The sequence below is a fragment of the Micromonospora sp. NPDC003197 genome, from assembly GCF_053590565.1.
In genome coordinates, this window is the sequence record NZ_JBSFTE010000043.1 from 1 (window position 1) to 22993 (window position 22993).

General features: G+C 65.9%; 16 protein-coding genes and 1 riboswitch. Of the genes, 8 read left to right on the forward strand and 8 right to left on the reverse strand.

Features of this window, described 5'->3' with window-relative positions; translation table 11 throughout:
- Nucleotides 1-158: 158 nt before the first annotated feature.
- Genes ACWDV4_RS29670 through ACWDV4_RS29685 form a run of 4 tightly spaced genes read right to left on the reverse strand, consistent with a single transcriptional unit; the run spans nt 159 to nt 1674 of the window.
- Nucleotides 159-326, reverse strand: coding sequence for a hypothetical protein (locus tag ACWDV4_RS29670; protein WP_449985510.1), 168 nt, complete (start codon nt 324-326; stop codon nt 159-161).
- Between the two features lie 42 nt (nt 327-368).
- Nucleotides 369-695 carry a hypothetical protein gene (locus tag ACWDV4_RS29675; RefSeq protein ID WP_449985512.1) on the reverse strand — a complete coding sequence of 109 codons (327 nt, stop codon included), beginning with the start codon at nt 693-695 and terminating at the stop codon, nt 369-371.
- Between the two features lie 59 nt (nt 696-754).
- Nucleotides 755-1396, reverse strand: a complete 642-nt coding sequence (locus ACWDV4_RS29680; RefSeq protein WP_449985515.1) for a hypothetical protein — start codon at nt 1394-1396, stop codon at nt 755-757.
- Nucleotides 1397-1413: 17 nt separating this feature from the next.
- Nucleotides 1414-1674 (reverse strand): hypothetical protein, encoded by a 261-nt coding sequence (locus ACWDV4_RS29685; RefSeq protein ID WP_449985516.1) that lies wholly within the window; start codon nt 1672-1674, stop codon nt 1414-1416.
- A 458-nt stretch (nt 1675-2132) separates the two neighbouring features.
- Here ACWDV4_RS29685 and ACWDV4_RS29690 point away from each other — a divergent pair, with 458 nt between their 5' ends.
- The 4 genes from ACWDV4_RS29690 to ACWDV4_RS29705 are packed head-to-tail and all read left to right on the forward strand — an operon-like array spanning nt 2133 to nt 8698.
- Nucleotides 2133-3668, forward strand: coding sequence for a type I restriction-modification system subunit M (locus tag ACWDV4_RS29690; protein ID WP_449985519.1), 1536 nt, complete (start codon nt 2133-2135; stop codon nt 3666-3668).
- Nucleotides 3668-4849 (forward strand): restriction endonuclease subunit S, encoded by a 1182-nt coding sequence (locus ACWDV4_RS29695; protein ID WP_449985521.1) that lies wholly within the window; start codon nt 3668-3670, stop codon nt 4847-4849. The genes ACWDV4_RS29690 and ACWDV4_RS29695 overlap by 1 nt, the downstream gene beginning before the upstream one ends.
- A gap of 46 nt (nt 4850-4895) precedes the next feature.
- On the forward strand, nt 4896-8309 hold the full coding sequence (locus ACWDV4_RS29700) for a DEAD/DEAH box helicase family protein (protein ID WP_449985524.1): 3414 nt from the start codon (nt 4896-4898) through the stop codon (nt 8307-8309).
- Nucleotides 8310-8365: 56 nt separating this feature from the next.
- Nucleotides 8366-8698, forward strand: a complete 333-nt coding sequence (locus ACWDV4_RS29705; RefSeq protein WP_449985526.1) for a putative quinol monooxygenase — start codon at nt 8366-8368, stop codon at nt 8696-8698.
- Nucleotides 8699-8738: 40 nt separating this feature from the next.
- Here ACWDV4_RS29705 and ACWDV4_RS29710 read toward each other — a convergent pair whose 3' ends face one another.
- Complete coding sequence (locus ACWDV4_RS29710; protein WP_449985528.1) at nt 8739-9188, reverse strand: MarR family winged helix-turn-helix transcriptional regulator; 450 nt, start codon at nt 9186-9188, stop codon at nt 8739-8741.
- 84 nt (nt 9189-9272) lie between these two features.
- Between ACWDV4_RS29710 and ACWDV4_RS29715 the strand changes: the two genes are divergently transcribed.
- Nucleotides 9273-10031, forward strand: a complete 759-nt coding sequence (locus tag ACWDV4_RS29715; RefSeq protein WP_449985531.1) for an SDR family NAD(P)-dependent oxidoreductase — start codon at nt 9273-9275, stop codon at nt 10029-10031.
- A 111-nt stretch (nt 10032-10142) separates the two neighbouring features.
- Nucleotides 10143-10278: riboswitch (SAM riboswitch) on the forward strand.
- Between the two features lie 13 nt (nt 10279-10291).
- Entirely contained in the window at nt 10292-11587 is a 1296-nt protein-coding gene (thrC, locus tag ACWDV4_RS29720) for a threonine synthase (RefSeq protein WP_449985534.1), read from the forward strand.
- 296 nt (nt 11588-11883) lie between these two features.
- Here thrC and ACWDV4_RS29725 read toward each other — a convergent pair whose 3' ends face one another.
- Nucleotides 11884-18006: an RHS repeat-associated core domain-containing protein gene (locus ACWDV4_RS29725; protein ID WP_449985537.1), complete on the reverse strand. Its 6123-nt coding sequence runs from the start codon at nt 18004-18006 to the stop codon at nt 11884-11886.
- A 114-nt stretch (nt 18007-18120) separates the two neighbouring features.
- Nucleotides 18121-19059 (reverse strand): LuxR C-terminal-related transcriptional regulator, encoded by a 939-nt coding sequence (locus ACWDV4_RS29730; RefSeq protein WP_449985540.1) that lies wholly within the window; start codon nt 19057-19059, stop codon nt 18121-18123.
- A gap of 121 nt (nt 19060-19180) precedes the next feature.
- Here ACWDV4_RS29730 and ACWDV4_RS29735 point away from each other — a divergent pair, with 121 nt between their 5' ends.
- Nucleotides 19181-20200, forward strand: coding sequence for a GNAT family N-acetyltransferase (locus tag ACWDV4_RS29735; protein WP_449985542.1), 1020 nt, complete (start codon nt 19181-19183; stop codon nt 20198-20200).
- A 30-nt stretch (nt 20201-20230) separates the two neighbouring features.
- Entirely contained in the window at nt 20231-21904 is a 1674-nt protein-coding gene (paaN, locus tag ACWDV4_RS29740) for a phenylacetic acid degradation protein PaaN (protein ID WP_449985545.1), read from the forward strand.
- Nucleotides 21905-21984: 80 nt separating this feature from the next.
- Here paaN and ACWDV4_RS29745 read toward each other — a convergent pair whose 3' ends face one another.
- Nucleotides 21985-22887 (reverse strand): helix-turn-helix domain-containing protein, encoded by a 903-nt coding sequence (locus ACWDV4_RS29745; RefSeq protein WP_449985548.1) that lies wholly within the window; start codon nt 22885-22887, stop codon nt 21985-21987.
- Nucleotides 22888-22993: the final 106 nt, after the last annotated feature.

Below are 22993 nucleotides of genomic sequence, written 5' to 3' on the forward strand. Positions count from 1 at the left end.
AGGACTCTCGACAAGCCCTATTTTCCCTGATCAGAAGGCACTTCTTCGTTTCCGGTCCACTCCTTGGACAGCCCTTAACGAAGGGCCGAGGCTAGCTCGTCTAATAAGTGCCAGCGCTCCTGGAAGCTGATGGTGTGCCTTATCGGAGAGTGAGCAGCTCAGAAGCGGGTTCGGTAGCCGGCGATGGTGTTGCTGGCTTCCGTCAGTAGGACTGTTGAGTCGCTGATGTTCTGGCGTGCGTCTGCCATTGAGCTCTCGGTGCGTTTGACGATGGCGGGTTGGCCGCCGGCGAGTATGGCCAGGATGGCGTTCTGGCTGTCCCACATTCTTTTCGCGGTTTCCTTGAGGCTGTCGGTAGCCTGATCGATCTATTCGATGACCTGGTTCAGTCCGGTGACGACCTGACCGACGATGCTTGGCTGCCCGCTCAGTTGGGCGGCGGCGGTGGTGGAAGTCCTCACTTGGCTGACCCGTGGGGTTGCTGGCTTGTCTCCTCGTTCGCGTAGGTGGTCAACCGAGGCGGCGATGGCCCCTTTGCCGACCGTGCCGACGATGAAGCCGACGATCCCCCCGAGTACCGGGGCGGCTGAGGTGAAGCCCCATCTGGCGGCGAGTAGTCCGAGCAGGGTGCCGAGACCGGGGCCGACGAGTTGGAGGAGACTTCCGCTGGCTTCTTTGACCGTCTCGTACCCCACCCGCCGCAGGTAAGGTCGTTCTGGCCGCTCGCCAGCACGGTATTGCCTTCTACGCCAGCTCATCTGGGTACAACGGGATCGAGGAACGCGCAGCTTGTCGCGATCATCAGCGGCAGATTGTTTCCTAGGTCCTGCGCGACGTTCTCTGCGGTCAGGCCGAGAGGTTCCTCATGCGGTTCACGTTCCTCCTCGTCGGCTGCCGCGTAAAAGACGCAGGCTTCCCAGAGGTTGGGGTTGAGGTATGAGAAGGACCAAAGCCCGTATACGTCGTTGGGAAGGGCGAGGATGGGTTGGTTGGCGAAGCCGATGCGGTGCAGGTGGGGGTCTTCGGCGGTGGAGCCGAGCCCTTGGCCGAGGGGTAGGAGTTTGTGGCGGCGGAAGACTGGTTCGAGGTTGCCGTTGGGGTCGAACTCGACCAGTAGGCCACGGTTGAGCAGGCTGTCGACGTACTCGGCGGCTCGGGGTTCTGGGTTTGGTGCCGTCTCCAGTAGGCGGATCAGTGACTTGCGGTTGACCTTCAGTTTGGCGTGGGCTTCGGCGTCGATGAAGGCGGCTGCCCAGACGGCGGCGTCGGTCTCAGTCAGTTCGACCAGGTCATCGCCGAGGTGGATTTCGTAGCACTCAGGGGTGGGATCCGGTGGTCGTACGTATCGGAAGCGTGGGCCCATGGAGAGCCCGACGGGCACGATGACAGACGACATGGCGAACCCCTCGCTTCTCAGAAGTTTGCGACGTAGCTGCTGGTCGCGGTGACCGCGCCGCGGGCGAGGCCGGCAGCCTCGTGTAGGTGTTGCTTGACCTGCTCCAGCCGGTTCAACGCATTGGCGACCTCGCCGTGGGTGGAGCCGGCGGTGATCGCACGCAGCAGGGCCGAGGTCTGGTTGATCGACTCGGCGACCGCCAAGATCTGTAGAACCTGCTGCTCGGTGCTCGCGCCGAACTGAGCGACGCCTGCCTTGATCTCTTCTACGGTCGCCATCGGCTGTAGTCCTCCCAACCGGACACGAAGGCACCCTGAATGCTGACCGTACCGGATTGAGTGCTTTACGTCAGTCTTCAATATGACGAGCTCAGGGGTGTTTCGTCGCGTGTTGTGCGAGGTGATGGATGGCTCGCCTTGTCGGGGTCGGCGCACGTGAATGTGTTGTCAGCGTGCGCTCTGAGCTGGGCATTTGCCGACCGGCTGCGCGAATTCACGTCAACGGATTCCGCACATCAACCGCTACGAGTGGCATCTACCCGCCGACTGGCGGCGGCGTAGGCGATCCGATGTAGACCAGCATCACAGCGAATCGTGCACGGCAGCGTTGCTGCTCAACGTGCTTGTCGACCATAGCGGGCACCGGCAGCGGTCCGAACGTCCTAATGCGAGGGATCGTCGTGGCGGCTAACCTACGGAGTTCTACTCGACACCGCCAACCCCTAAGGCGAAGCTTCGTGATCACTGGTGAGCTGAAGAGCAAGGTCGATCAAGTCTGGAATTCCTTCTGGTCAGGTGGGATTTCCAACCCATTGGAGGTGATCGAGCAGATCACCTACCTGCTCTTCATCCGTAGGCTGGATGACCTGCAACAACTGGAGGAGAACAAGGCCAATCGGCTCGGCAAGCCGATCGAGCGCGCGATCTTCCCGGATGGCGTCGACCCGCAGGGCCGCAAGTACGCCGAGCTGCGCTGGTCTCGTTTCAAGAACGCCGAGCCGGGCGAGATGTTCAAGATCGTTGGCGAGCACGTCTTCCCGTTTCTGCGGACCCTCGGCGGCGACGGCTCGACCTACTCCACCCACATGAAGGACGCCCGCTTCACCATCCCGAACGCGGCGCTGCTGTCCCGGGTCGTCGACATGCTCGACGACATCCCCATGGACGAGCGCGACACCAAGGGTGACCTCTACGAGTACATGCTCGGCAAGATCGCAACGGCCGGTCACAACGGCCAGTTCCGTACGCCTCGGCACATCATCCAGCTCATGGTCGAGATGACCGCCCCAGGCCCGGACGACACGATCTGCGACCCGGCCTGCGGCACCGCCGGCTTCCTGGTCGAGGCCAGCGAGTACGTCCGGCGCGAGCACTCACAGAAGCTGTACGACGCCAAGCGGCGTGACCACTTCCACCACGACATGTTCCACGGGTACGACTTCGACAACACGATGCTGCGTATCGGCAGCATGAACATGCTGCTGCACGGCGTCGAGAACCCGAGCATCGAATATCGGGACTCGCTCGCCGAGAGTGTCAGCGGTGATGCGGAGAAGTACTCGCTGATCCTGGCCAACCCGCCGTTTGCTGGCAGCCTCGACTACGAAAGCACGTCCAGAGACCTCCAGCGGCTGATCAAGACCAAGAAGACCGAGCTGCTGTTCTTGGCGCTGTTCCTGAAGCTGCTTAAGCCAGGTGGGCAGGCAGCGGTCGTCGTGCCGGATGGTGTGCTCTTCGGGTCGAGCAAGGCTCACAAGGAACTGCGTCGGATGCTGGTCGAAGACCAGAAGCTCGACGCCGTCGTGAAGCTGCCGAGCGGCGTCTTCAAGCCGTACGCCGGGGTGTCGACAGCAATCCTCTTCTTCACCAAGACCAACAGCGGTGGCACCGATCAGGTCTGGTTCTATGAGGTGACTGCCGACGGGTGGAGCCTCGACGACAAGCGGACACCGCTGCTGCCCGAGGACAAGCTCGGTCCGAGGCCATCTCAGGCTCTCACCGAGGCAGAGCAGGCAAAGAACAATCTGCCTGATGTGCTGGCCCGATGGGCTTATCGAAACGGCGATGAGCGGAAGCGAGAGCGGACCGATCAGAGCTTCTGCGTGCCAAAGGCCGACATCGTCGAGCAGGACTACGACCTTAGCCTCAACCGCTACAAGGAAGTGGTCCACGAAGAGGTCGAGCATCGCCCACCCACCGAAATAATCGCCGATCTGGAACGCCTCGAATCTGAGATCCAGCAGGGCCTCGCCGATCTGAAAGCGATGCTGTGATGGATGACTGGGAAGCTGTTCGCTTGGGTAATCTGTGTGAAGTGGCGACAGGCGGCACGCCTCTGCGTACTAGGCAAGAGTATTTTGGCGGCGATATCCCGTGGGTCAAGATCGGCGATATGTTGCAGGGTCATGTTGTGGTAACGGAGGAATCGATTTCCGAAGCGGGTCTGCGCAATAGTTCCGCCAAGATGTTTCCCGCTGGCACCGTCTTGATTTCGATCTTCGCAACTATTGGTCGAACGGCGGTGCTGGGTGTCGATGCGGCGACCAATCAGGCGATTGCCGGACTTATTCCGCGCGACGCAAGTGTCCTGTCGCCCTCCTACCTTCGACGTTATTTGGATAGTGCTGTCGCGGCCCTCGAACGCAAAGCGCGCGGGGTTGCTCAAGTCAACATCAATTCGAGTATTCTGAAGTCATTGGAAGTGCCACTTGTTCCCATGATGGAGCAGTGTCGAATTGTGGAGGCGCTGAATCGGGTGGATGAGCTCCGCGCCAAGCGTCGCCAAGCCCTCGCCCACCTCGACAATCTCGTGCACTCGATCTTTACTGAAATGTTTGGCGACCCTATTCGTAATCCCACGATGTGGCCAACGGTCCGTCTTGGGGAGGTGTTAGATATGCCTCTCAGAAATGGTCTATCGCCGTCCAATCGTGGCGATCTTGAGGCGAAGGTCTTAACTCTTTCGAGTGTGACGGGTGCGCGGTTCGACTCTTCTGCGTGTAAGTCTGCTAAATTCTCTAGTGCACCTCCCAGTTCTCAGTCGGTCGATCGTCGAGACTTTTTGGTTTGCCGGGGAAATGGGAACCTCAAGCTTGTTGGTCGAGGTTTCTTTCCGGATCGATCGATGCCTGATGTGACTTTCCCCGATACGATCATCGCGGCTCGCATCTCGACGCGGAAAATCCGCCCGAGTTTCCTTCAGCATGTGTGGGGCTCGCCGGCGGTCAGGGTGCAGATTGAGTCGGCTGCGCGCACGACCAATGGCACCTATAAGGTTAATCAAGCAATGTTGGAGAATATTTATTTTCACGCTCCAAGCCTTGAACTTCAAGATCGCTTTACTTGGCAAGTGAATGCTATCGAGCGGTTGAAGGAAGCTCATCAAGCCCATTTGGTGGAGTTGGATGGGCTGTTCGGGTCGTTGCAGGATCGGGCCTTTCGGGGGGCGCTGTGATGTGACATGATCGAGGGCTGCTTACTTCCTGGGGGGATGGTGCTCAATGGGTAACTTCGTGTTCTTGCAGGCAGAATGGCCTGACCTCTTTGACGAGGCTGAGCGCTCCGAGCGTCATACCTTCGCCGATCCCCGTACCTCCTGCTTTTATGCCCGTCGCTGCCTGGAGCTGGCCTTGGCCTGGCTTTATCGGGCTGACCAGGCGTTGCGGATGCCCTCCGGAAGCAAGAAGTTGTCGACCATGATCTCGGAACCGACGATGATCAACCGGGTCGGGCCGGGAATGCACGCCAAGATGGAGATCATCCGTAGGCAGGGCAACAAGGCTGTCCACGAGAAGCGGAGGATCACCGAGCGGGATTCCCGGCCCGTGGTGCGCGAGTTGTTCGAGGTCATGTACTGGATCGCTCGCCATTACACCCGGGATGCGGCGGCGGTCCCGCCGAGCGCACTGGCTTTCAACGAGTCGCTGATCCCGCGTCCGACCGACGTGCGGGCGCAGTCCCAGGCCGAGTTGCGGGCGCTGGCCAACCAGCACGCCGCCCAGGATGCGCAGGCGGCCAAGGCCGAGGAGAGCGACCCCAGCCTCGACGAGCAGATCGCCAAGCTGCGCGAGCAGATCGCGGCGGCGAAGGCGGCCAACGAGGCGCGGCCGGACGACCATGACTACAACGAGGAGCAGACCCGCGATCTCTTCATCGACCTGCTGCTGAAGGAGGCGGGCTGGCCGCTCAACCAGGAGCGGGATCGGGAGTTCAAGGTCACCGGCATGCCCAACGCGCTGGGTGTCGGCCTGGCCGACTACGTGCTGTGGGGCGACGACGACAAGCCCCTCGCCGTGATCGAGGCCAAGCGGGCTCGCCGCGATGCTATCTCCGGCCAGCAGCAGGCCAAGCTCTACGCCGACTGCCTCGAAACGGCGTACGGGCAACGGCCTTTGATCTTCTACACCAACGGCTTCGAGATCTGGCTCTGGGATGACCAGGCCTATCCGCCCCGGCAGGTCCAGGGCTTCTACACCAAGGATGAGCTGCAACTGCTGGTCCAGCGGCGGAGCAGCCGCAAGCCGCTCGGCGACCTGCCGATCAACGTGGACATCGTGGAGCGCTACTACCAGCAGCGGGCCATTCGCCGCATCGCGGAAACCTTCGAGCAGGACCGGCAGCGCGGGGCGCTGCTGGTGATGGCGACCGGGGCGGGCAAGACCCGCACCACGATCGCCCTGGTCGACCTGCTGATGCGGGCCAACTGGGTCAAGCGGGTGCTCTTCCTCGCCGACCGGGTTGCCCTGGTCAATCAGGCGGTGGGTGCCTTCAAGACGCACCTGCCGGACGTGGTCACCGTCAACCTGGTCACCGAGAAGGACACCGAAGGCCGGGTGTACGTCTCGACGTACCCGACGATGATGGGCCTGATCAACGAGACGAACGGCGATGTACGGCGGTTCGGGCCGGGCTACTTCGACCTGGTCGTCATTGACGAGGCGCATCGGTCGGTCTACCAGAAGTACAAGACGATCTTCTCGTACTTCGACTCGCTGTTGGTGGGGCTGACCGCGACCCCGAAGGAGGAGGTCGACCGCAACACCTACAGCCTGTTCAACCTTGAGGACGGGATGCCCACCGACGCGTACGGCCTGGACGAGGCGGTGGTGGAGGGGCACCTGGTGCCGCCCCGGGCGGTGTCGGTGCCGTTGCAGTTCCAGCAGAAAGGCATCCGCTACGCCGACCTGACCGAGGAACAGAAGGACGAGTGGGATGCCCTGGAGTGGGGCGACGACGGTGAGGTCCCGGATTACGTCACCCCGGAGGCGATGAACACCTGGCTTTTCAACAAGGACACCATCGACCAGGTGCTGCATACGTTGATGACGCGTGGGCACAAGGTGGCCGGCGGTGACCGGATCGGCAAAACGATCATCTTTGCCAAGAACCAGCGGCACGCCAAGTTCATCGCCGACTGCTTCGACCTGAGCTACCCGGAGTACGGCGGGCACTTCGCCCGGGTGGTCACCTACCAGGCCGAGTACGCCCAGAAGCTGATCGACGACTTCTCGATCCCCGAGAAGGCCCCGCACATCGCGATCTCCGTCGACATGCTGGACACCGGCATCGACGTGCCCGACGTCGTCAACCTGGTGTTCTTCAAAGCCATCCGGTCAAAGACGAAGTTCTGGCAGATGATCGGCCGGGGCACCCGGCTGCGGCCGGACCTCTACGGCCCCGGCGACGACAAGAAGGACTTCTTCGTCTTCGACTTCTGTCAGAACTTCGAATACTTCAGCCACAACCCGAAGACGGTGGAGGGCTCGTCGACCCCGTCCCTCACCGAGCGGCTGTTCAAGGCCAAGGTCGAACTGGTCTACCAACTGGACCAGCGGTTGCCGGACGGGAGTCCGGTTAACACCGACGGCACCAGCAGCGAGGCGGGCCTGCGCTCGGACTTTGCGCACGAGCTGCACACCATGGTCCAGGGCATGAACCTGGACAACTTCGTCGTACGGCCACACCGTCGCCTGGTGCAGCGGTACGTCGAGTTCAGCAGTTGGGAGCACCTGTCGCCGGAGACATCGAGTGAGATCGCCGACGGGCTGGCTGGCCTGCCCACCGCCGTACGCGACTCCGACGAGGAAGCCAAGCGGTTCGACCTGCGCATCCTGCGGTTGCAGCTCGCCTGCCTGGGGGCAGCGCCCGGCTTCGACCGGCTTCGCGCGGATGTCCAGGCCATCGCCTCGGCACTGTTGGAGCAGATCAACATCCCCGTCGTACGGGCACAGGAGCCCCTGCTACGTGAGGTCGCAGGTGACGAGTGGTGGCAGGACGTCACCCTGCCCATGCTGGAGGTGCTGCGCCGCCGGGTGCGGTCGCTGGTACGACTGATCGAGAAGACGAAGCGGGCGATCGTCTACACCGACTTCGAGGACCGGCTCGGTGAGGCTGTCGAGTTGCCGCTCAGCGGGGTCACCGTCGCAACGGACCTCGGACGGTACCGGGCGAGGGCTCGCGCCTACCTGCGGGCGCACGAGGATCACGTTGCCGTGCAGAAGCTGCGGCGTAACCGGCAGCTCTCCGCCACGGACCTGGTCGAACTGGAACGGATGCTCGCCGAGAGCGGCATCGGCAGTAAGGAGGAGGCAGATCGGGCGCGCGCCGAGTCGGACGGCCTCGGCCTCTTCATCCGATCGCTGGTCGGGCTGGACCGGGAGGCCGCCATCGAGGCGTTCGATGAGTTCCTCGACGGCCGGAAGTTCACCGGTACGCAGATCGACTTCATCCACGTGATCATCGGCCACCTGACCGAAAACGGGGTGATGGCGGCGGAACGACTGTACGAGTCACCCTTCACTGAGATCGCCCCACGCGGACCGGAATCGCTGTTCCATTCGGGGGAGGTGGATCGGTTGGTCACGATCCTTCGATCGGTACGGGACACTGCCGTTCCCGCTAGCGAGGTGGCCTGACCGCGCTCGGGGTAGGGTGATCCAGTATCTGTCGACCAGCCGTTCGGGGAGATCCGATGATCTTCATTACCGCGAAGTTCCGGATCCTGCCCGAGTACGCGGATCAGTGGCCGCAGATCGCCGACGAGTTCACCCGGGCGACCCGGGCCGAGCCGGGCTGCCTGTGGTTCGACTGGTCCCGTAGCCTCGACGACCCGACCGAGTACGTGCTGGTCGAGGCGTTCCGGGACGACGCGGCCGGCGGGGCGCACGTGCAGTCCGAGCACTTCAAGAAGGCGCAGCAGACCCTGCCGCCGCACCTGGTCGAGACCCCGCGCATCGTCAACACGACGGTCCCGCAGGACGACTGGTCGCTGCTCGGTGAGATGGCCGTACCCGACCGCGCCTGACCTGGCGCTTTCCCTCCAGCCCTGACCAGGGGGCTTCCCGTCAGCCCCGTTCGACGGCAAGGGTGGTCAGGTTGGTTCTGACCCGGTCCAGCAGAGTGACGAGCTGTTGACGCTCGGCGGGGTCGAGCCCGGCGGTGGCGGTGTCGGCCAACTTCTGCCACATCGCCTCCACCTGCGGCAGCGTTGCTCGCCCTTTCTCGGTGAGCTGGATGCGTACCGCCCGCCGGTCGCCCGGCACCGGTTCCCGGGTGAACCATCCACCGGACTCAAGCCGGGCCAGGGTGCGGGTGACGGTCGGCGGTTCGACGCCGAGCCGATCGGCGATCTCGTTCACGAGTAGCCCCGCCGGTTCCTGGCCGAGGTGCCACAGCGTCACGTCCTGACCGGGGTGCAGGCCGAGCTCGGCCAGCAACGTGGCCTGTGCCCCACGGTAGAGCTTGGCCACCTTGACGAGGGCTTTGTTCGTGACGATGACCTCGGCGAAGTCCATTCGATGAGTTTAGGAGTGGTTGACAGACTGTCCAGCCGCGATGCATAGTCGGCTAATAATTAGCCGGCTAGTGAAAGGCTTTCCGTGGAGACAAACCTCAAGGGCAAGGTCGCGTTCGTCAGCGGCGGATCGGGTGCGATCGGGCGGGCCATCGCCGTCGGGCTCGCCGCCGAGGGAGCGGCCGTCGCCGTGTCCTGGCACTCCGGCCAGGACCGGGCGCAGGAGGTGGTCGACACCATCTCGCGGGCTGGCGGCCACGCCATCGCGGTCCGCCTGGACCAGCACGACCACTTGTCCGGGCACACCGCCCTCGACCAGGTACGACAGGAGCTCGGCCCGGTGTCCGTACTGGTGGCCAACGCGGTGCAGTGGCCCTCCCGGGAACTCGGGGAGATCGAGGGGCTGACGGCATCACTGATCACCAACACCGTCGGTACGGCGGCACTGATCGACGCCGTACTGCCCGAGATGCGCGATGCCGGCTGGGGACGGGTGGTCATCGTCTCCACCGATGTCGTGGAGCAGCCGATGGCCGGCCCGCTCAGTTACGTCGTCGCCAAGGGTGGGCTGGAGAGCGCAGCCCGGGTGCTCGCGGTCCGGGAAGCGCGACACGGCATTCTCACCAACGTCGTACGGCCCGGGTTCACCCTCACCGACCGGGCGCTCACCACGCCCTTCCTCGGTCAGAAGGCGGTGGACAGCGAGTCGGCGAAGACCCCCACCAGGCGGATCTGCACCCCGGAGGACGTCGCCTCAGCAGTGATCTACCTGGGCTCCGGCGCCAACGGACACGTCAACGGACAGGTGCTCTCCGTAGCCGGTGGCCGGGAACTCGTCCGCTGACGGCGAGGGCGGAAGCCCTGGGAAATCGGTCACATCCGGGCCAGAACGTGGGATGACCTTCCCGGGAAACGGGTGGGCGGTCGTAGACTCGGCCGCGACACACAACTGAATACCTCATCCAGAGGGGCTGAGGGATACGGCCCGATGACGCCCCGGCAACCACCTTGCGGACTCGATGATCGAGACCCGGCGAGGCAGGTGCCAAATCCGTCCCCGCCGCACCGTGCGGCGTTGGGAAAGATGAGAGGACGGCCTCGGCCATGACGTCGATCATCGACGCGACCCCCACCCAGCCCACCACCACCACCGTGAGCCCCGCACGGGCCCTCGTCTGTCGCGGCTGCGGCGCGGAATATCCCCTGGCCGCCCAGCACGCCTGCTACGAGTGCTTCGGCCCGCTGGAGGTCGGCTACGACCAGGCCGCGCTGGCCCGGGTCACCCGCGCCGACATCGAGGCCGGCCCGCAGAACCTGTGGCGGTACGCCGCCCTGCTGCCCGCCGGGCAGGACCCGGCCACCCGGGTCACCCTCGACCCCGGCCTCACCCCGCTGGTCTCCGCCCCCGGTCTCGCCGCCGAGTTGGGCATCCGGGCCCCGCTCTGGATCAAGGACGACAGCGCCAACCCCACCCACTCGTTCAAGGACCGCGTGGTGTCGGTCGCGCTGACCGCCGCCCGAGGGCTCGGCTTCACCCGGTTCGCCTGCGCCTCCACCGGCAACCTGGCCAACTCGGTCGCCGCCCACGCGGCCCGTGCCGGCGTACCGTCGATCGTCTTCATCCCCGGTGACCTGGAACAGGGCAAGGTGGTGACCACCGCCGTGTACGGCGGCGACCTGGTTGCCATCGACGGGTCGTACGACGACGTCAACCGGCTCTGTAGTGAACTGGTGGAGACCGACGAGTTCGAGGACACCGCGTTCGTCAACGTCAACGTGCGGCCGTACTACGCCGAAGGTTCCAAGACCCTCGGGTACGAGGTGGCCGAGCAGCTTGGCTGGCGGATTCCCGAGCAGGTCGTCATCCCGATGGCCAGCGGCGAACTGCTAACCAAGATTGACAAGGCGTTCAGCGAGCTGGTCGAGATCGGACTGGTCGAGGCGCCGGCCAACGGGTGGCGGGTCTTCGGTGCCCAGTCGGCCGGCTGCAACCCGATCGCCACCGCTCTGCACGCCGACACCGATGTGATCACTCCGGTCCGGCCGACCGGCATCGCGAAGTCGCTCAACATCGGTGACCCGGCCGCCGGCCTGTACGCGCTGGAGGCGGTGCGCCGTACCGGCGGTTGGATGGACTACGCCGACGACGACGAGATCCGTGACGCGATTCAGCTGTTGGCGCGTACGACGGGGGTGTTTGCCGAGACCGCGGGCGGGGTCACCGTGGCGGTGCTGCGCAAGCTGGTGGCCAGCGGCAAGCTCGACCCGGAGGCCGAGACGGTGGTCTACAACACCGGCGAAGGGCTCAAGACCATCGACGCGGTGGCGGGACAGGTCGGCCCGACGTACCGGGTGAAGCCATCGCTGCGTGCGGTGCGCGACGCCGGCCTGCTCGGTTGAGTCTGTGCGACGCCGGCCTGCTCGGTTGAGCCTGCCGGCTTCGCCCGGTACATGTTGGAAGTTCCAGCGTACGAATGCCGTACGTAGTCGCTTCTTCTCCGTCGGTAGAAAAATAGCCCGTCGAGGGCTTGACGCTGGCACCCGCGCGGCGCAAGATGCTCCGTGCGGGGGGACGCATCGCCGTAGACTTTCGAGTTCTTACGACCCGACGCCGAAGGCGTTGTGCGAGCGTCCCCCCGACCAAACTCTTCGGAGCTTCTAGCGGCTTGGCCTCGTTACCGCCAAGGCCAGTGTCGTCACTTCCACGGCCAGTTTCTTTTTATGCCCTTGTCGCCCATGCGCACCGGCGGGCCAATGTAGCCCCAGATCTGTTTGTTCGCGCCCGCCCGGGCCGTTCTCGGGTCGATCCGTTGTTTGTTCACCCGGTCACTGCGGTTGCCGCCGATCGTGGTGATGGTGCCGTCCTTGTGTACCTTCGTAACGAACTCCACATGACCGTCGCTGCCCGGTTTACCGAAGACCACGATGTCACCGGGCCGGGGATCGCTGTGCTTCCCCTTGTTCTTGCCCCAGTTGGTGGCCCAGGCCGCACCGCTTGACGGCAGATCCTTGGCCTTGACCCCGGCCGTCATCAGGACCCAGGCGGCGAAGACCGCGCACCAGGCCGTCTCCGCGTTCGCGGTCTTGAACCAGGAGCCGAACATCTTGTTGTAGGTCTTCTCGCCGAGCATCTTCCGGAGTTCCTTGTAGTACTTGTCGAACTCGCGCTCGGGGATATTGTCGAAGCCGCCGTACTTCTTGGCCAGCTTCTGGGCCCGCTTCCACTCCTCCTCGGCGATCTTCACGATCCGGTCGCGTAGCTCCTGCTCTCTCAACCCGACCACATACGGCTCGCCCTTCGGCCCCGGATCCGGCTTCTTGGCCTTCTTCTTGCGGGTAGCGCTAGCGCTGCTGGTCAGCAAGCCGTCCGGGTCGGTGAATGTGGTCGGATTGTTGTTCGCATAGGCGAAGCCGTGCATCTGCTGTGGATCGTCGACATCGATCAGTGGATCAACGGAGATAAACCGGCCGGTGTCGGGGTCGTACTCCCGGGCACCGAGATGCGTCAGCCCGGTCGGATCGATGGTGCCGCCGACGAAGCCACGGTCTCCCGGCCAGGTCGGTACGGCACCGCCACGCGGCCCGCCGAACGGCAGCAGGTACCGCCGGGTGACCTGGTGACTGGCCGCGTCGATGGCGAGTTGCCCGGTGCCCTGGTGGTCCGGCACCAGCCAGGTCAGCTTCCCGGCAGTACGTACCCCGACGGTGCCGCCACCGAAGGCGTAGTAGCGGGTTCCGGTCACCGAACCGGCGGCCAGCCGAAGCTCGGTGTCGCCGAGGTACACGGTGGTGCCCCCGGAATCACGGCGGATCAGCCGGGTTCCATCGGCGTCGTAGAGGTACGACGTGGTGCTTCCGCCCTCGGTGACCGTGGCGAGATGACCCTCCGCATCCCAGGACAACTGTTGCCCGACCCCGGCCACCGTACGGCTGGTGGTGTTGCCGTCCGGGTCGTACGCGTAGGTGTCCGTCCGTGGCCCGCCGGTGCCACTGGTGACGACCGAGCGCAGCGTGTGCGGCTGGGCTCCGCCAGCGGCCGGATAGGCGTAGGACCGGGTGGTGGTGTCCCCGCTGGTCGTGTGCCGGACCTCGGAGATCCGGTTGCCGATTTTGTCGTAGCCGTACGAGTGCCAGTAGGCCGCCGGCCCGCCCAGCCCCGCGACGCTCGGTTCCGCCTCGCAGTTACCCGAGGCGGGAGTCCAGGCAGCGACCAACTGTCTCAGGGCGTCGGACCGGAAACACTGGACGTCGGAGACGGTGGCATCCGCGATCCGGGTCACGTTGCCGGCGGCGTCGTAGCGGTAGCTGACCGACGACACCGTCGTCTCGCCGGTCGCGGTCGTCAACCTCGTCTGCGCCGTTGCCTGCCGCCGGGTGTCCGCCTCGTAGCTGAACTCCCGAACCACCTGCGTCGGCGCGGTGCCCAGGGTCACCGCCCGCAACTCGGCCAACTCCGTGTACGCCGCCGACTGCACGAGGGTGGTGGTCCCCGTGACCAGGGTCGTCGGCAGGCTCACCGGGCCGGCGCTGTACCCGTGTTGCACGGTCTCCGCCGGCAGGTCACCGGCGGCCGGCAGTTGGGTGGAGGTGACCTGACCGGCCGCGTTGTAGCCGAACCGGGTCTCGTACCGTCCAGCCAGTGCCCCTTCCGCCGCCGGCAGCACCACGACGGTGCCGGTCGGGCGTCCCGCCGCGTCGTAGCCGAGAACCTCGCTGCGGTAGGCGTTGCCGCCGGCGTACCGGACCGAGCCCGCGGCCAGCCCCTTCCCGCCGGGGATCGTGTCGTAGCTCCACTCGGCCAACTTTGGCCCGGTCGGCGAACCCTCGTAGGTGCCGGTCCGGCGGCCGAGGCCGTCATAGGTGTAGGTCAGCGTCCGACCCCGCCCATCGGTGGCCGAGGTCAACCGGTCCTCGTTGTCGTAGGCCGAGATGTTGACCCCGGAATCCGGGTCCTCGGAACGCACCTTCCGGTCACGCAGGTCGTAGAAGTGCCGCCACACGTTGCCGGCCGAGTCGGTCACCGTCGCGAGATTCCCGGACCGGGTGTACGTGTAGCGCGTCGCCTCGTACGGGCCGGTCGCTGCCCCGCCGGTGGTGTACTGGCGTAGCTCGGTCACCCTGTTCAACCCGTCGAGGATCGTGGTCGTCGCCGGCTCCCCGGCCGGCGGGACGGTCGTCACCGAGTTGCCGGCGTACGACATGGTGGTTCGCCACTTCTCCACACCGGCCGACAGGAGAATCTCCGCTACCTCGCGGTTCGCACCGTCGTAGAGGTACCTCGTCTGGGCCGGCACCGCCGAGTCCGCCACGTTCAACAGCGTGCTGCCCGGTACGCCCTGGTTGTTCCAGTACGGCGCGTTGACCCGATCCACCCGACCGTAGTGGTCGTACCGGTGGTCGGTGACGATTCGCCCGCCAGCGGGGGAGGGCGACTGGGTCTGCCGCTCCCGAAGCTGGCCGTCGTAGAAGGTGAAGCTGCTCTGGTAACCAGTGCCGTCAGCCAGCAACGACTTCGTCTCGACCACCGAGGGCCCGTTCGCCCGGATGGTGTAGACGAACTCCGCCGTCGGGCCCTGGCTCGCCCGACTCCGTCCCGGTGCCCAGGCCCGCAACACCCGGCCGAGTGGGTCATAAGCCATCTCAGTGACCCGGTTGTTCGCGTCGGTCGCCTTCACCGGCAGCCCGAGGAGCCGGTCGAAGTTCGTCGTGATGACGTGGCCGAGGGCGTTGGTAACGGTGCTCACGGTGGGCTGCGTACCGGTCGCCGGGGTGTAGGCGGTGCTGGTCCGGTTACCCACGCCGTCGTACTTCTCGACCACCCGCCCGTGTACGTCGTGCACCATCCGCTCGGTCTCCACGTAGACCGGCCCACCGTCGTACGAGGTCGCCTCCTCGACCCGGGTCACGTCACCGACACTGGGTGGCGTGCCCCAGACGGTCGCCCCGTCGTAGTAGAACCGGCTGTCGGCGACCAGGTCAGCGGGGAACGACGGAGTCTCGTCACACCGCACGCCCACCTTCTCCACCCGGGCCTCGGCATCCAACACCCAACTCGTCGTGTTGTCGACGTAGGTCACCCGGGTGCAGAGGTCGTCCCCGGCCATTGAGACGTCGCCCAGGTCGGTGGTTTGGATGAGCCGGCCGTGCGTGTCGTACTCATTGCGGACCTCGCTGGTACGGCTGGCGTCGGCCGACGTGGTCGTCGTCCGGCTTGTCTTCTCGCCAATCAGATAGGCGTCCAGCGCACCGATCGTTCGGCCTCGGCTGGCCGTCCTGCGAATCTGCGTCGGTTCGGAGAGTTTCCGCTCCACGACAGAGCCACCGACCCCGTTGAAGGTGATCGACTCCCGTACGGCACCCCGCCAGTACGGCTGGTCATCGACACTGCCGCCCTGCGAGTCGACAACCTTCACATTCTTCGCCGTGCCGTCGCGGTTGCGGTCACCGTTCATCCCGCGCAGGAACAGCTGCTCGGTCAGGGTCTGCGTGCCCAGGCTCGGGTTGCCGGTGCGCACCCGTACCTTCTGGTATCCACGCCACTGGTTCCAGTTCCGGTCGGCGGTGGCGGTGGTGTCCGAGTCGTCGTACCGCCAGGCAGCACCGCCGACGTACTCGTAGTCGGTCACCTGGTCCGGGTTGCCGCCCACCAGGTCCCGCTGGGTGACCCGGTTCACCACGTACTTGTAGAACACGTCCGGACCGCCGTAGGGCGCGGGCAGGTCGCTGTGGGGATAGCAGCGACTCACGTTCTGGTCCGGGATGATGTACGGCTCGCCGCCGCACTGCGGGGACGAGTAGGTCACCTCGACCCGGCCGCCGCTCTCGCTGTTGATCGCCGACACCCGCCACTTGTAGAGGGACGGGAAACTCTCGTTTGAGTTGTGCCGGTTGGCCAGGGACACGCCAGCGAAGGTCATCTCGGGAAGGCTCACCGTGCCACCGACGTGCCCGGCGTGCACGATGCCGTTGAGCCACAACGACCGGCTCGCGTCGTTCTCCTCACCCCAGGGCTCGCTGGACGGGTACGGGTCGGGATATGTCTGCCGCAGGGTCCAGGAGTCGACGCCGGCGTAGCCGGAGCCGTCGTGCACCTGGGTGCTCACCGAGGCCAGCCGTTTGCCGGTCCAGAAGGTGGGTTCCCAGTAGTACGTGCACGAGCTGGCACAGTTCTGGTCCCAGGGCGTGTCCGGCCAGTTCTTCCAGTTCGCCGAGTTGGTCGCGTCGCAGGCGGTGCCGGACGTCCGGCACCGGTCAGCCACCGTGAACACCACCCGCGCCGGGGCGGTGGTCGTGTAGACCGCACCGTCGCGCTGCCCGTAGTCGATCCGAGCCAGGTAGCCGCCCCGGGTATAGGGCGTGGTCTGCCCGAAGTAGGGGTTGCCGTTCCAGCGGCCGTAGGAATTGCTCTCCTTCTGGTAGTGGTACGAGAGCACGTCACCGTGCCGGTCCACCACATAGTCCAGGTTCCACCGGTGCGCCTGCTGGCACCAGGAGGTCGCTGGCGTACTCGTCCGGCACGGCTCGCCCGCGTGGTTGCCGAAGACCGGTGCGGTCCAGGTCGACTGGGTCTCCGGCTGGCCGCTGCTCCAGCCTGGCAGCCGGTTCAGCCCGAAGTAGTACTGCGTGCCGTCCCGCGAGGTCAGTCGCCAGTATTCGCCGTCGTTGTCGCCGTTGTTGGCACCGGTCAGCAGTTCGACCCGCCAGCCGGTGTCCTCCTGCGCACGCCAGGTGCCCGTCGCGTCGTCGCGGACGAGTTCCCCACCGACACCGCTGAAGACCGCTGTGGCGTTGTGGGAGACCCAGCACTGGTCCTGCGTACCGGCATTCCCGCCGGTGTCCTTGTGGCACTGTCGGTACGACCGCTGGATGTAGCCGGGTGCGAGATCGAAGCCCTCACCCACCCAGGACGGTTGGTTGTTTGAGGAGCCCATTCGCCCGTCCACCCCACCCGACGAGTACGACAGCGTGAGATCGGGCTTTGGGCCGGGCATGATCGGCACCTTCAGCGGATAGGACCAGGTGAAGTCGCCGGACTGCAGGCCGACCTGCCAGCGTGCGGAGGGGGTCAGCTCGGTGGCGGAGAAGGAACCGGTACTCCCCGAGGCAGCGGCCAGTACGGCGTACAGGGCCGATCCGGTGGCGGGGATCTCCACTTCGGCGCTCAACCGGCTGGCCGTGAAGTGGTTGCGGGTCGTGACCTCGCCGGCCTTACCGGTTTCGCCGCTCTCGCCGGTGCAGCCCGGGGTCTGCAACACGCAGACGGGCAGTCGGACGAGACGTAACCGAGCGGCGAACTCCCCGCCCACCGCCGCGCGGAAGGCAGAGTAGTCCACCTCCATCGGCACCCGACTCGGTTTACCGTCGGCGGGACTGTGCTCGGTGTCGGATGCGTGGCTCAGTCGGATCAGCAGCCCGGTGATGCCGAGGCGACGCGACTGGTCCTGTCCGAGCACCTCGACCCGGGTGCGGACCTCCCCGGTGTCGGAGGTTCCGAGCCAGATCGGCAGTTCACCGGCCCGGATACGCGAAGGAGTCTTCGCTTGGATGTCCCGGGCCGGCGTCGCGAGTTCCGCCATACCCGCACGCGGCCAGGTGGCAACCGGTGCGGGGCCGTTGGCTGCCAGTCGCGCCGGATCAGGCGGTACGGGTTTCGCGGATAGGGCGGTGCCGGTCACCGATGTCATTGCCGGTGCCTGGGTCCCGCCGGTACGGGCCGTGGCTGGCGCAGCGATGGCGGGTACGGTACCCAGCGCCAACGCGAGCGTCGTCACGATGCCGATGAATGAGGATCTTTTACGTGTGAGCAGAGTCTTGGCCATGCCACATCCCCCGGACGCATCCGAAAATATCTGCTCTGATCGATGCTATTGGCGGAGTTCGCGCTGCCTAGACGGCCAGTGCGGACAGTTGGCCACAAGCGGCCGGAGAAAAGATCAAACCCAGCCTCGGCGACTCGCCTCAATGCCCAGGGTCAGCCGGTTGACGGCACCGACCTCCCGTTCCAGTGCGTCGATGTGTCGCCGGACCGAGCGGGTGCTCAGGCCGAGGGTGCGCGCGATGGCCTCGTCCTTCAGCCCGGTTGCGGCGAGTCGGAGCACCTCCCGGCGGCGGGCCGACAGCGTTCCCGCCTCGTCCGGCGGGCTGAGTGCAGCAGCGCGCTGCCACAGCATCTCGAAGTAGTCGCCCAGCGCGGCGACCACCACGGGCGCGTGGATCAGCATCGCCGCCTCCACGCCGATCGGAGTCAGTGCAACAAGAGCCGTGTCGTCGGCGAGCACCATCTTCATCGGTAGGTCGGGCAGGACCCGGTATTCCTCGCCAGCGGCCAGCGCCTGCCGGATCAGCCCGCGGCAGGTGTCGTCCGTCATCAGCGCGTCGGTGCAGATGCTGCGATGCCGTACGCCACGCGCCCGAGCCGTGGTCGGTGCCGTCAACGTCGCCCGGCTGGTCGGCCACACGGTGAAGTGATGTGTCTCCAGGTTGCGGCACTCGCGGCGGGCACCCAGCACGAGTTCCCGCTGGATGCCGATGATCTCCGTACGGTCGACGTGCAGTGTCACCCCCAACCTGGTCTGGTCGGTCAGCCGGGTCGCGGGTCGTCCGTCCAGGCCCTCCAGCCAGGCGGCGTGCGACAGCACCCGGAGCTGCTGTTCGGCAGTGTCCCGCCGCCACCGCATGAGCAGCCGCCGTAGCGCGGTCAATGGCGTCACCGGGTGCACCACGACCGGCAGATCCACTGATTCCCACACCAGGCCGCGCTCGCGTAGCTCGGCCAGCGCCGCATGCTCAACTGGATCAGTGATTTCCGCGAGGGCTCGTCCGCCGATCGTCAGCAGTTGTTCGTAGAACCGACGAGCCCCTTCAGAGAACATTGTCTATTTATAGTGTGGACGAACCGGTCCTGCCAGCAGCTCGCCGGACACCCGGCCACTCGCTCAGGTGCCGGTACGAAAACCAGTCGCGGTAGCAGCGTCGAAGCGTCACGCTCAGCCTGTGGAAATCGTTGTTGTTCCGCTGGACGTGACCGACGATGCCGCCGTCGAGCGGTCGTACGAGATCGAGGCGGCCAGCTACGCCGCTGACGTGCCCGACCTTCCGCCGGTTTGTCGGCAACACTTCATCGCCAAACTGCGACATCCCATGCCCGGTAACCAACCCTGGCACGGGCAAGCCCATCTTGACGGCGTAACCGTCGGCCATATCAGCATCGAGCTGCCCACCATCGAGAACACCGAGAACGCCGGCTTCGAGTTGCACGTACACCCGAGCTATCGGCGGCGAGGCGTGGGCCGGGCCCTGTACGAGCACGCGTGCCGGGTGGTGGCCGAGCGAGGACGGAAACGGATCGTCGGCGGAATCATCAGCGCCTTGCCCGGCGGCCCGACCCGATCCGAGGCGGGCTCGGCGTTCGCGGCGGCCATGGGCGCGACGGCAGCCCTCACCGAGGTACGTCGTCGGCTCGACGTCACCGCGGTCGACCAGGCGGAACTGGACCGACTGTGGACCGAGGCATGGTCCAGGGCGGAGGGCTATTCCCTGGTCCAGTGGGTCGGAAAGACCCCCGAGGCGTACCTCGACGACGTCGCCTACCTTGACGGACGACTGCTCAAGGATGCCCCCATGGGCGATCTGGAGTGGGAGCCGACCAAGACCGACGCGGACCGGATCCAGGCGGCGGAGCAGGCGCTTGCACTGCGCGGCGTACGCCACTACCACAGCGGGATGCGGCACGAAGCGTCCGGCAGACTCGTCGCCTGGAGCCTGCTGAACTTTGCCGCCACCAGCCCCTGGCACGCGTACCAGCAGATCACCATCGTCGACCCCGAGCACCGGGGCCACCGACTCGGCGCAATCGTCAAAATCGCAAACCTGCGGTACGCCCTGGCGGCCGAGCCCGAACTACGGGTGGTGGACACCTGGAACGCGGCTACCAACGATCACATGATTTCGATCAACGAGGCGATGGGCTTCCGGCCGGTCGACAACTCCATCGAATGGCAACTGACTCTCTGAGCCTGGGCCGTCCTGCGGCATGATGACGGCATGACGGAGACCCCGCACCCCCTGTATGCCAAGCATGCCGACACCCTGGCCAAGGCGCTGACCGCGATCAAAGATCGTGGCTACTGGTCCGCCTATCCGGAGTCGCCCAGCCCTCGGCTGTACGGCGAGACCGCCGCCGCCGAGGGCAAGGCGGCCTTCGACGCGTACCACGGCGACTTCCCCCTCGATCAGCCTGGCACTCGGGACTGGGTCGCCACCGAGGTCAGCCCGTTCGGCATCCACCTGAACGTGCGCTACCCGCATGCCGACCCGGACGCGCTACTGGCCGCCGCCACCGCCGCCCTGCCCAGCTGGCGGGACGCCGGGCCGCAGACCCGACTGGGCGTGTGCCTGGAGATCCTCGCCCGGCTGCACGCACACGTCTTCGAGATGGCCAACGCCGTACAGGCCACCAGCGGGCAGGCGTTCCTCATGGCCTTCCAGGCCGGTGGGGCGCACGCCCTGGACCGGGCACTCGAAGCGCTCGCCTACGCCTACGCCGAGATGACCCGGCACCCGGCGACCGCCGAGTGGGAGAAGCCAGCCGGCAAAGGCGACCCGTTGCGGATGACCAAGACCTTCCACGTCGTACCCCGGGGGGTGGCGCTGGTGGTCGGCTGCAACACCTTCCCGACCTGGAACTCGTACCCGGGCCTCTTCGCCTCGCTGGCCACCGGCAACCCGGTGATCGTCAAGCCGCACCCACGGGCCGTACTGCCGCTGGCGATCACCGTCCGCTACGCCCGGGAGGTGCTTGCCGAGGCCGGGTTCGACCCCAACCTGGTGCTGCTCGCCACCGAGGCGCCCGGCGAAGGGCTCGCCTCCACGCTGGCCGTACGCCCCGAAGTCAAGATCGTCGACTTTACCGGCTCCACCGAGTACGGCGACTGGCTCGAAGCCAACGCCCGGCAGGCGGTCGTCTACACCGAGAAGGCCGGCGTCAACACCATCGTCATCGACTCCACCGACGACTTCGTCGGCATGTGCCGCAACATCGGCTTCTCGCTGACCCTCTATAGCGGACAAATGTGCACCACCCCGCAGAACATTCTTATTCCGGCCGGTGGCATCAGCACCGACCAGGGACACAAGAGCTTCGACGAGGTTGCGGCCGGCATCGCCGGGGTGGTCGGCAAACTGACCGGTGACCCGGCCCGTGCCGTGGAGATGACCGGCGCGATCGTCAACGACGGCGTACTCGCCCGGCTGGACGAGGTGGCCGGGCTCGGCGAGGCGGTCCTGGCGTCCCGGACGATCGAGCACCCGACCTACCCGGGGGCAGTGGTCCGTACGCCGACGATCGTGAAGCTCGGCGCGGACGCCGCCCAGACCTATGGTCGGGAGTGGTTCGGACCCATCTCGTTCGTGATCGCCACCGACTCCACCGAGCACAGCCTGCGGATCTTCCGGGACACCGTCGGCGAGCGGGGCGCGTTGACCGCAGCCGTCTACGCCACCGACGAGAAGGTGCTGGACGCCGTCGAGGCGGCGGCGGTGGACACCGGCGTGCACCTGTCCTGCAACCTGCTCGGGGGTGTCTTCGTCAACCAGTCGGCAGCCTTCTCCGACTTCCATGCCAGCGGTGCCAACCCGGCAGCGAACGCCGCCCTGACCGACGGTGCGTACGTGGCCAGCCGGTTCCGCGTCGTACAGTCCCGCCGCCACACCGCCTGATGTTAGGAAGGGCCCCTTCCTATCGCTTTTTGTATAGGAAGGGGCCCTTCCTAACATCTGCCCAAGGCGGGGCGGGGCCGTCAGGCGCTCGCCGTACGGGCGGACCGGTCGTCGCTGCTCGACTGTGGCGTCGAGTCGTGCACCATCCGGAGTGCGCCCGGTCGACGCCCGGTGAGACGGTCGAGTGCGGCGGATGTGGCGTCGTCGGCGGGGAGGTAGACGACCAGTTGCTGGCCATCGGCGCCAGGTAGGTCGAGGCTCTCGTAAGCCAGTCGCAACTCGCCCACCTCGGGATGGATCAGACGGTCGACGCCGGTACGAGCGGGCACGACGGGCGGGCCAGCGAGCCGTTCGGCGAACGGCATTCCAGCGACGACGGTCAGCTCCTGGGTGAGCGCCGTGACGTGTGGGGCGGTTTGGTACGCGCCGATCCTGAGGACGGCGACCTGCTGGTCGGCGACACGGTCCCAGTCGGGATAGACGGACCGAGCCCGAGTGTCGGTGAACACGAACCGGGCGAGACTGGGGGACCGGGCATCCAGGAGCCCGATCGGGCCGACGATCCGTTCGTAACCCGTCGTGAAGGCGAGTACCTCGGTCAGATAATTGATCACGAACGCCGGGTGGGGTTCGAATCGGTCAAGCATCGCCTGCACAGTGGGTCGCACCGAACGGACGGGCGGTTGTGCGCCGCGACAGGCGGCACCGCCAGCAGCCTTCACGAGTTGGTGAAGGTAGAGGCGCTCGTCGGCGGAGAGGCGCAACGCGTCGGCAAGCGTGATGATCACGTGGGGTGACGGGTTGCGGTCACGCCCCTGTTCAAGCCGGGTGAGGTATTCGACGCTGACGTTGGCGAGGGTCGCCAATTCGGACCGGCGCAAGCCCGGCGTACGGCGACGGGCACCGCCCGGCAGGCCGACCTCGGCGGGGGTGACGGCTTCGCGGCGAGCACGCAGGAACGCGCCGAGATCGTTGTCGCTCACCGTTGGAGGCTATCGGCCCCTGCCGGGGCGGAGGGTAGCCCTGTCAGGGCCTGTCTCCGGCCGGCCTTCTTCGTCAGCTGTCGACCCGGCATGTTCTGAAGCGTCA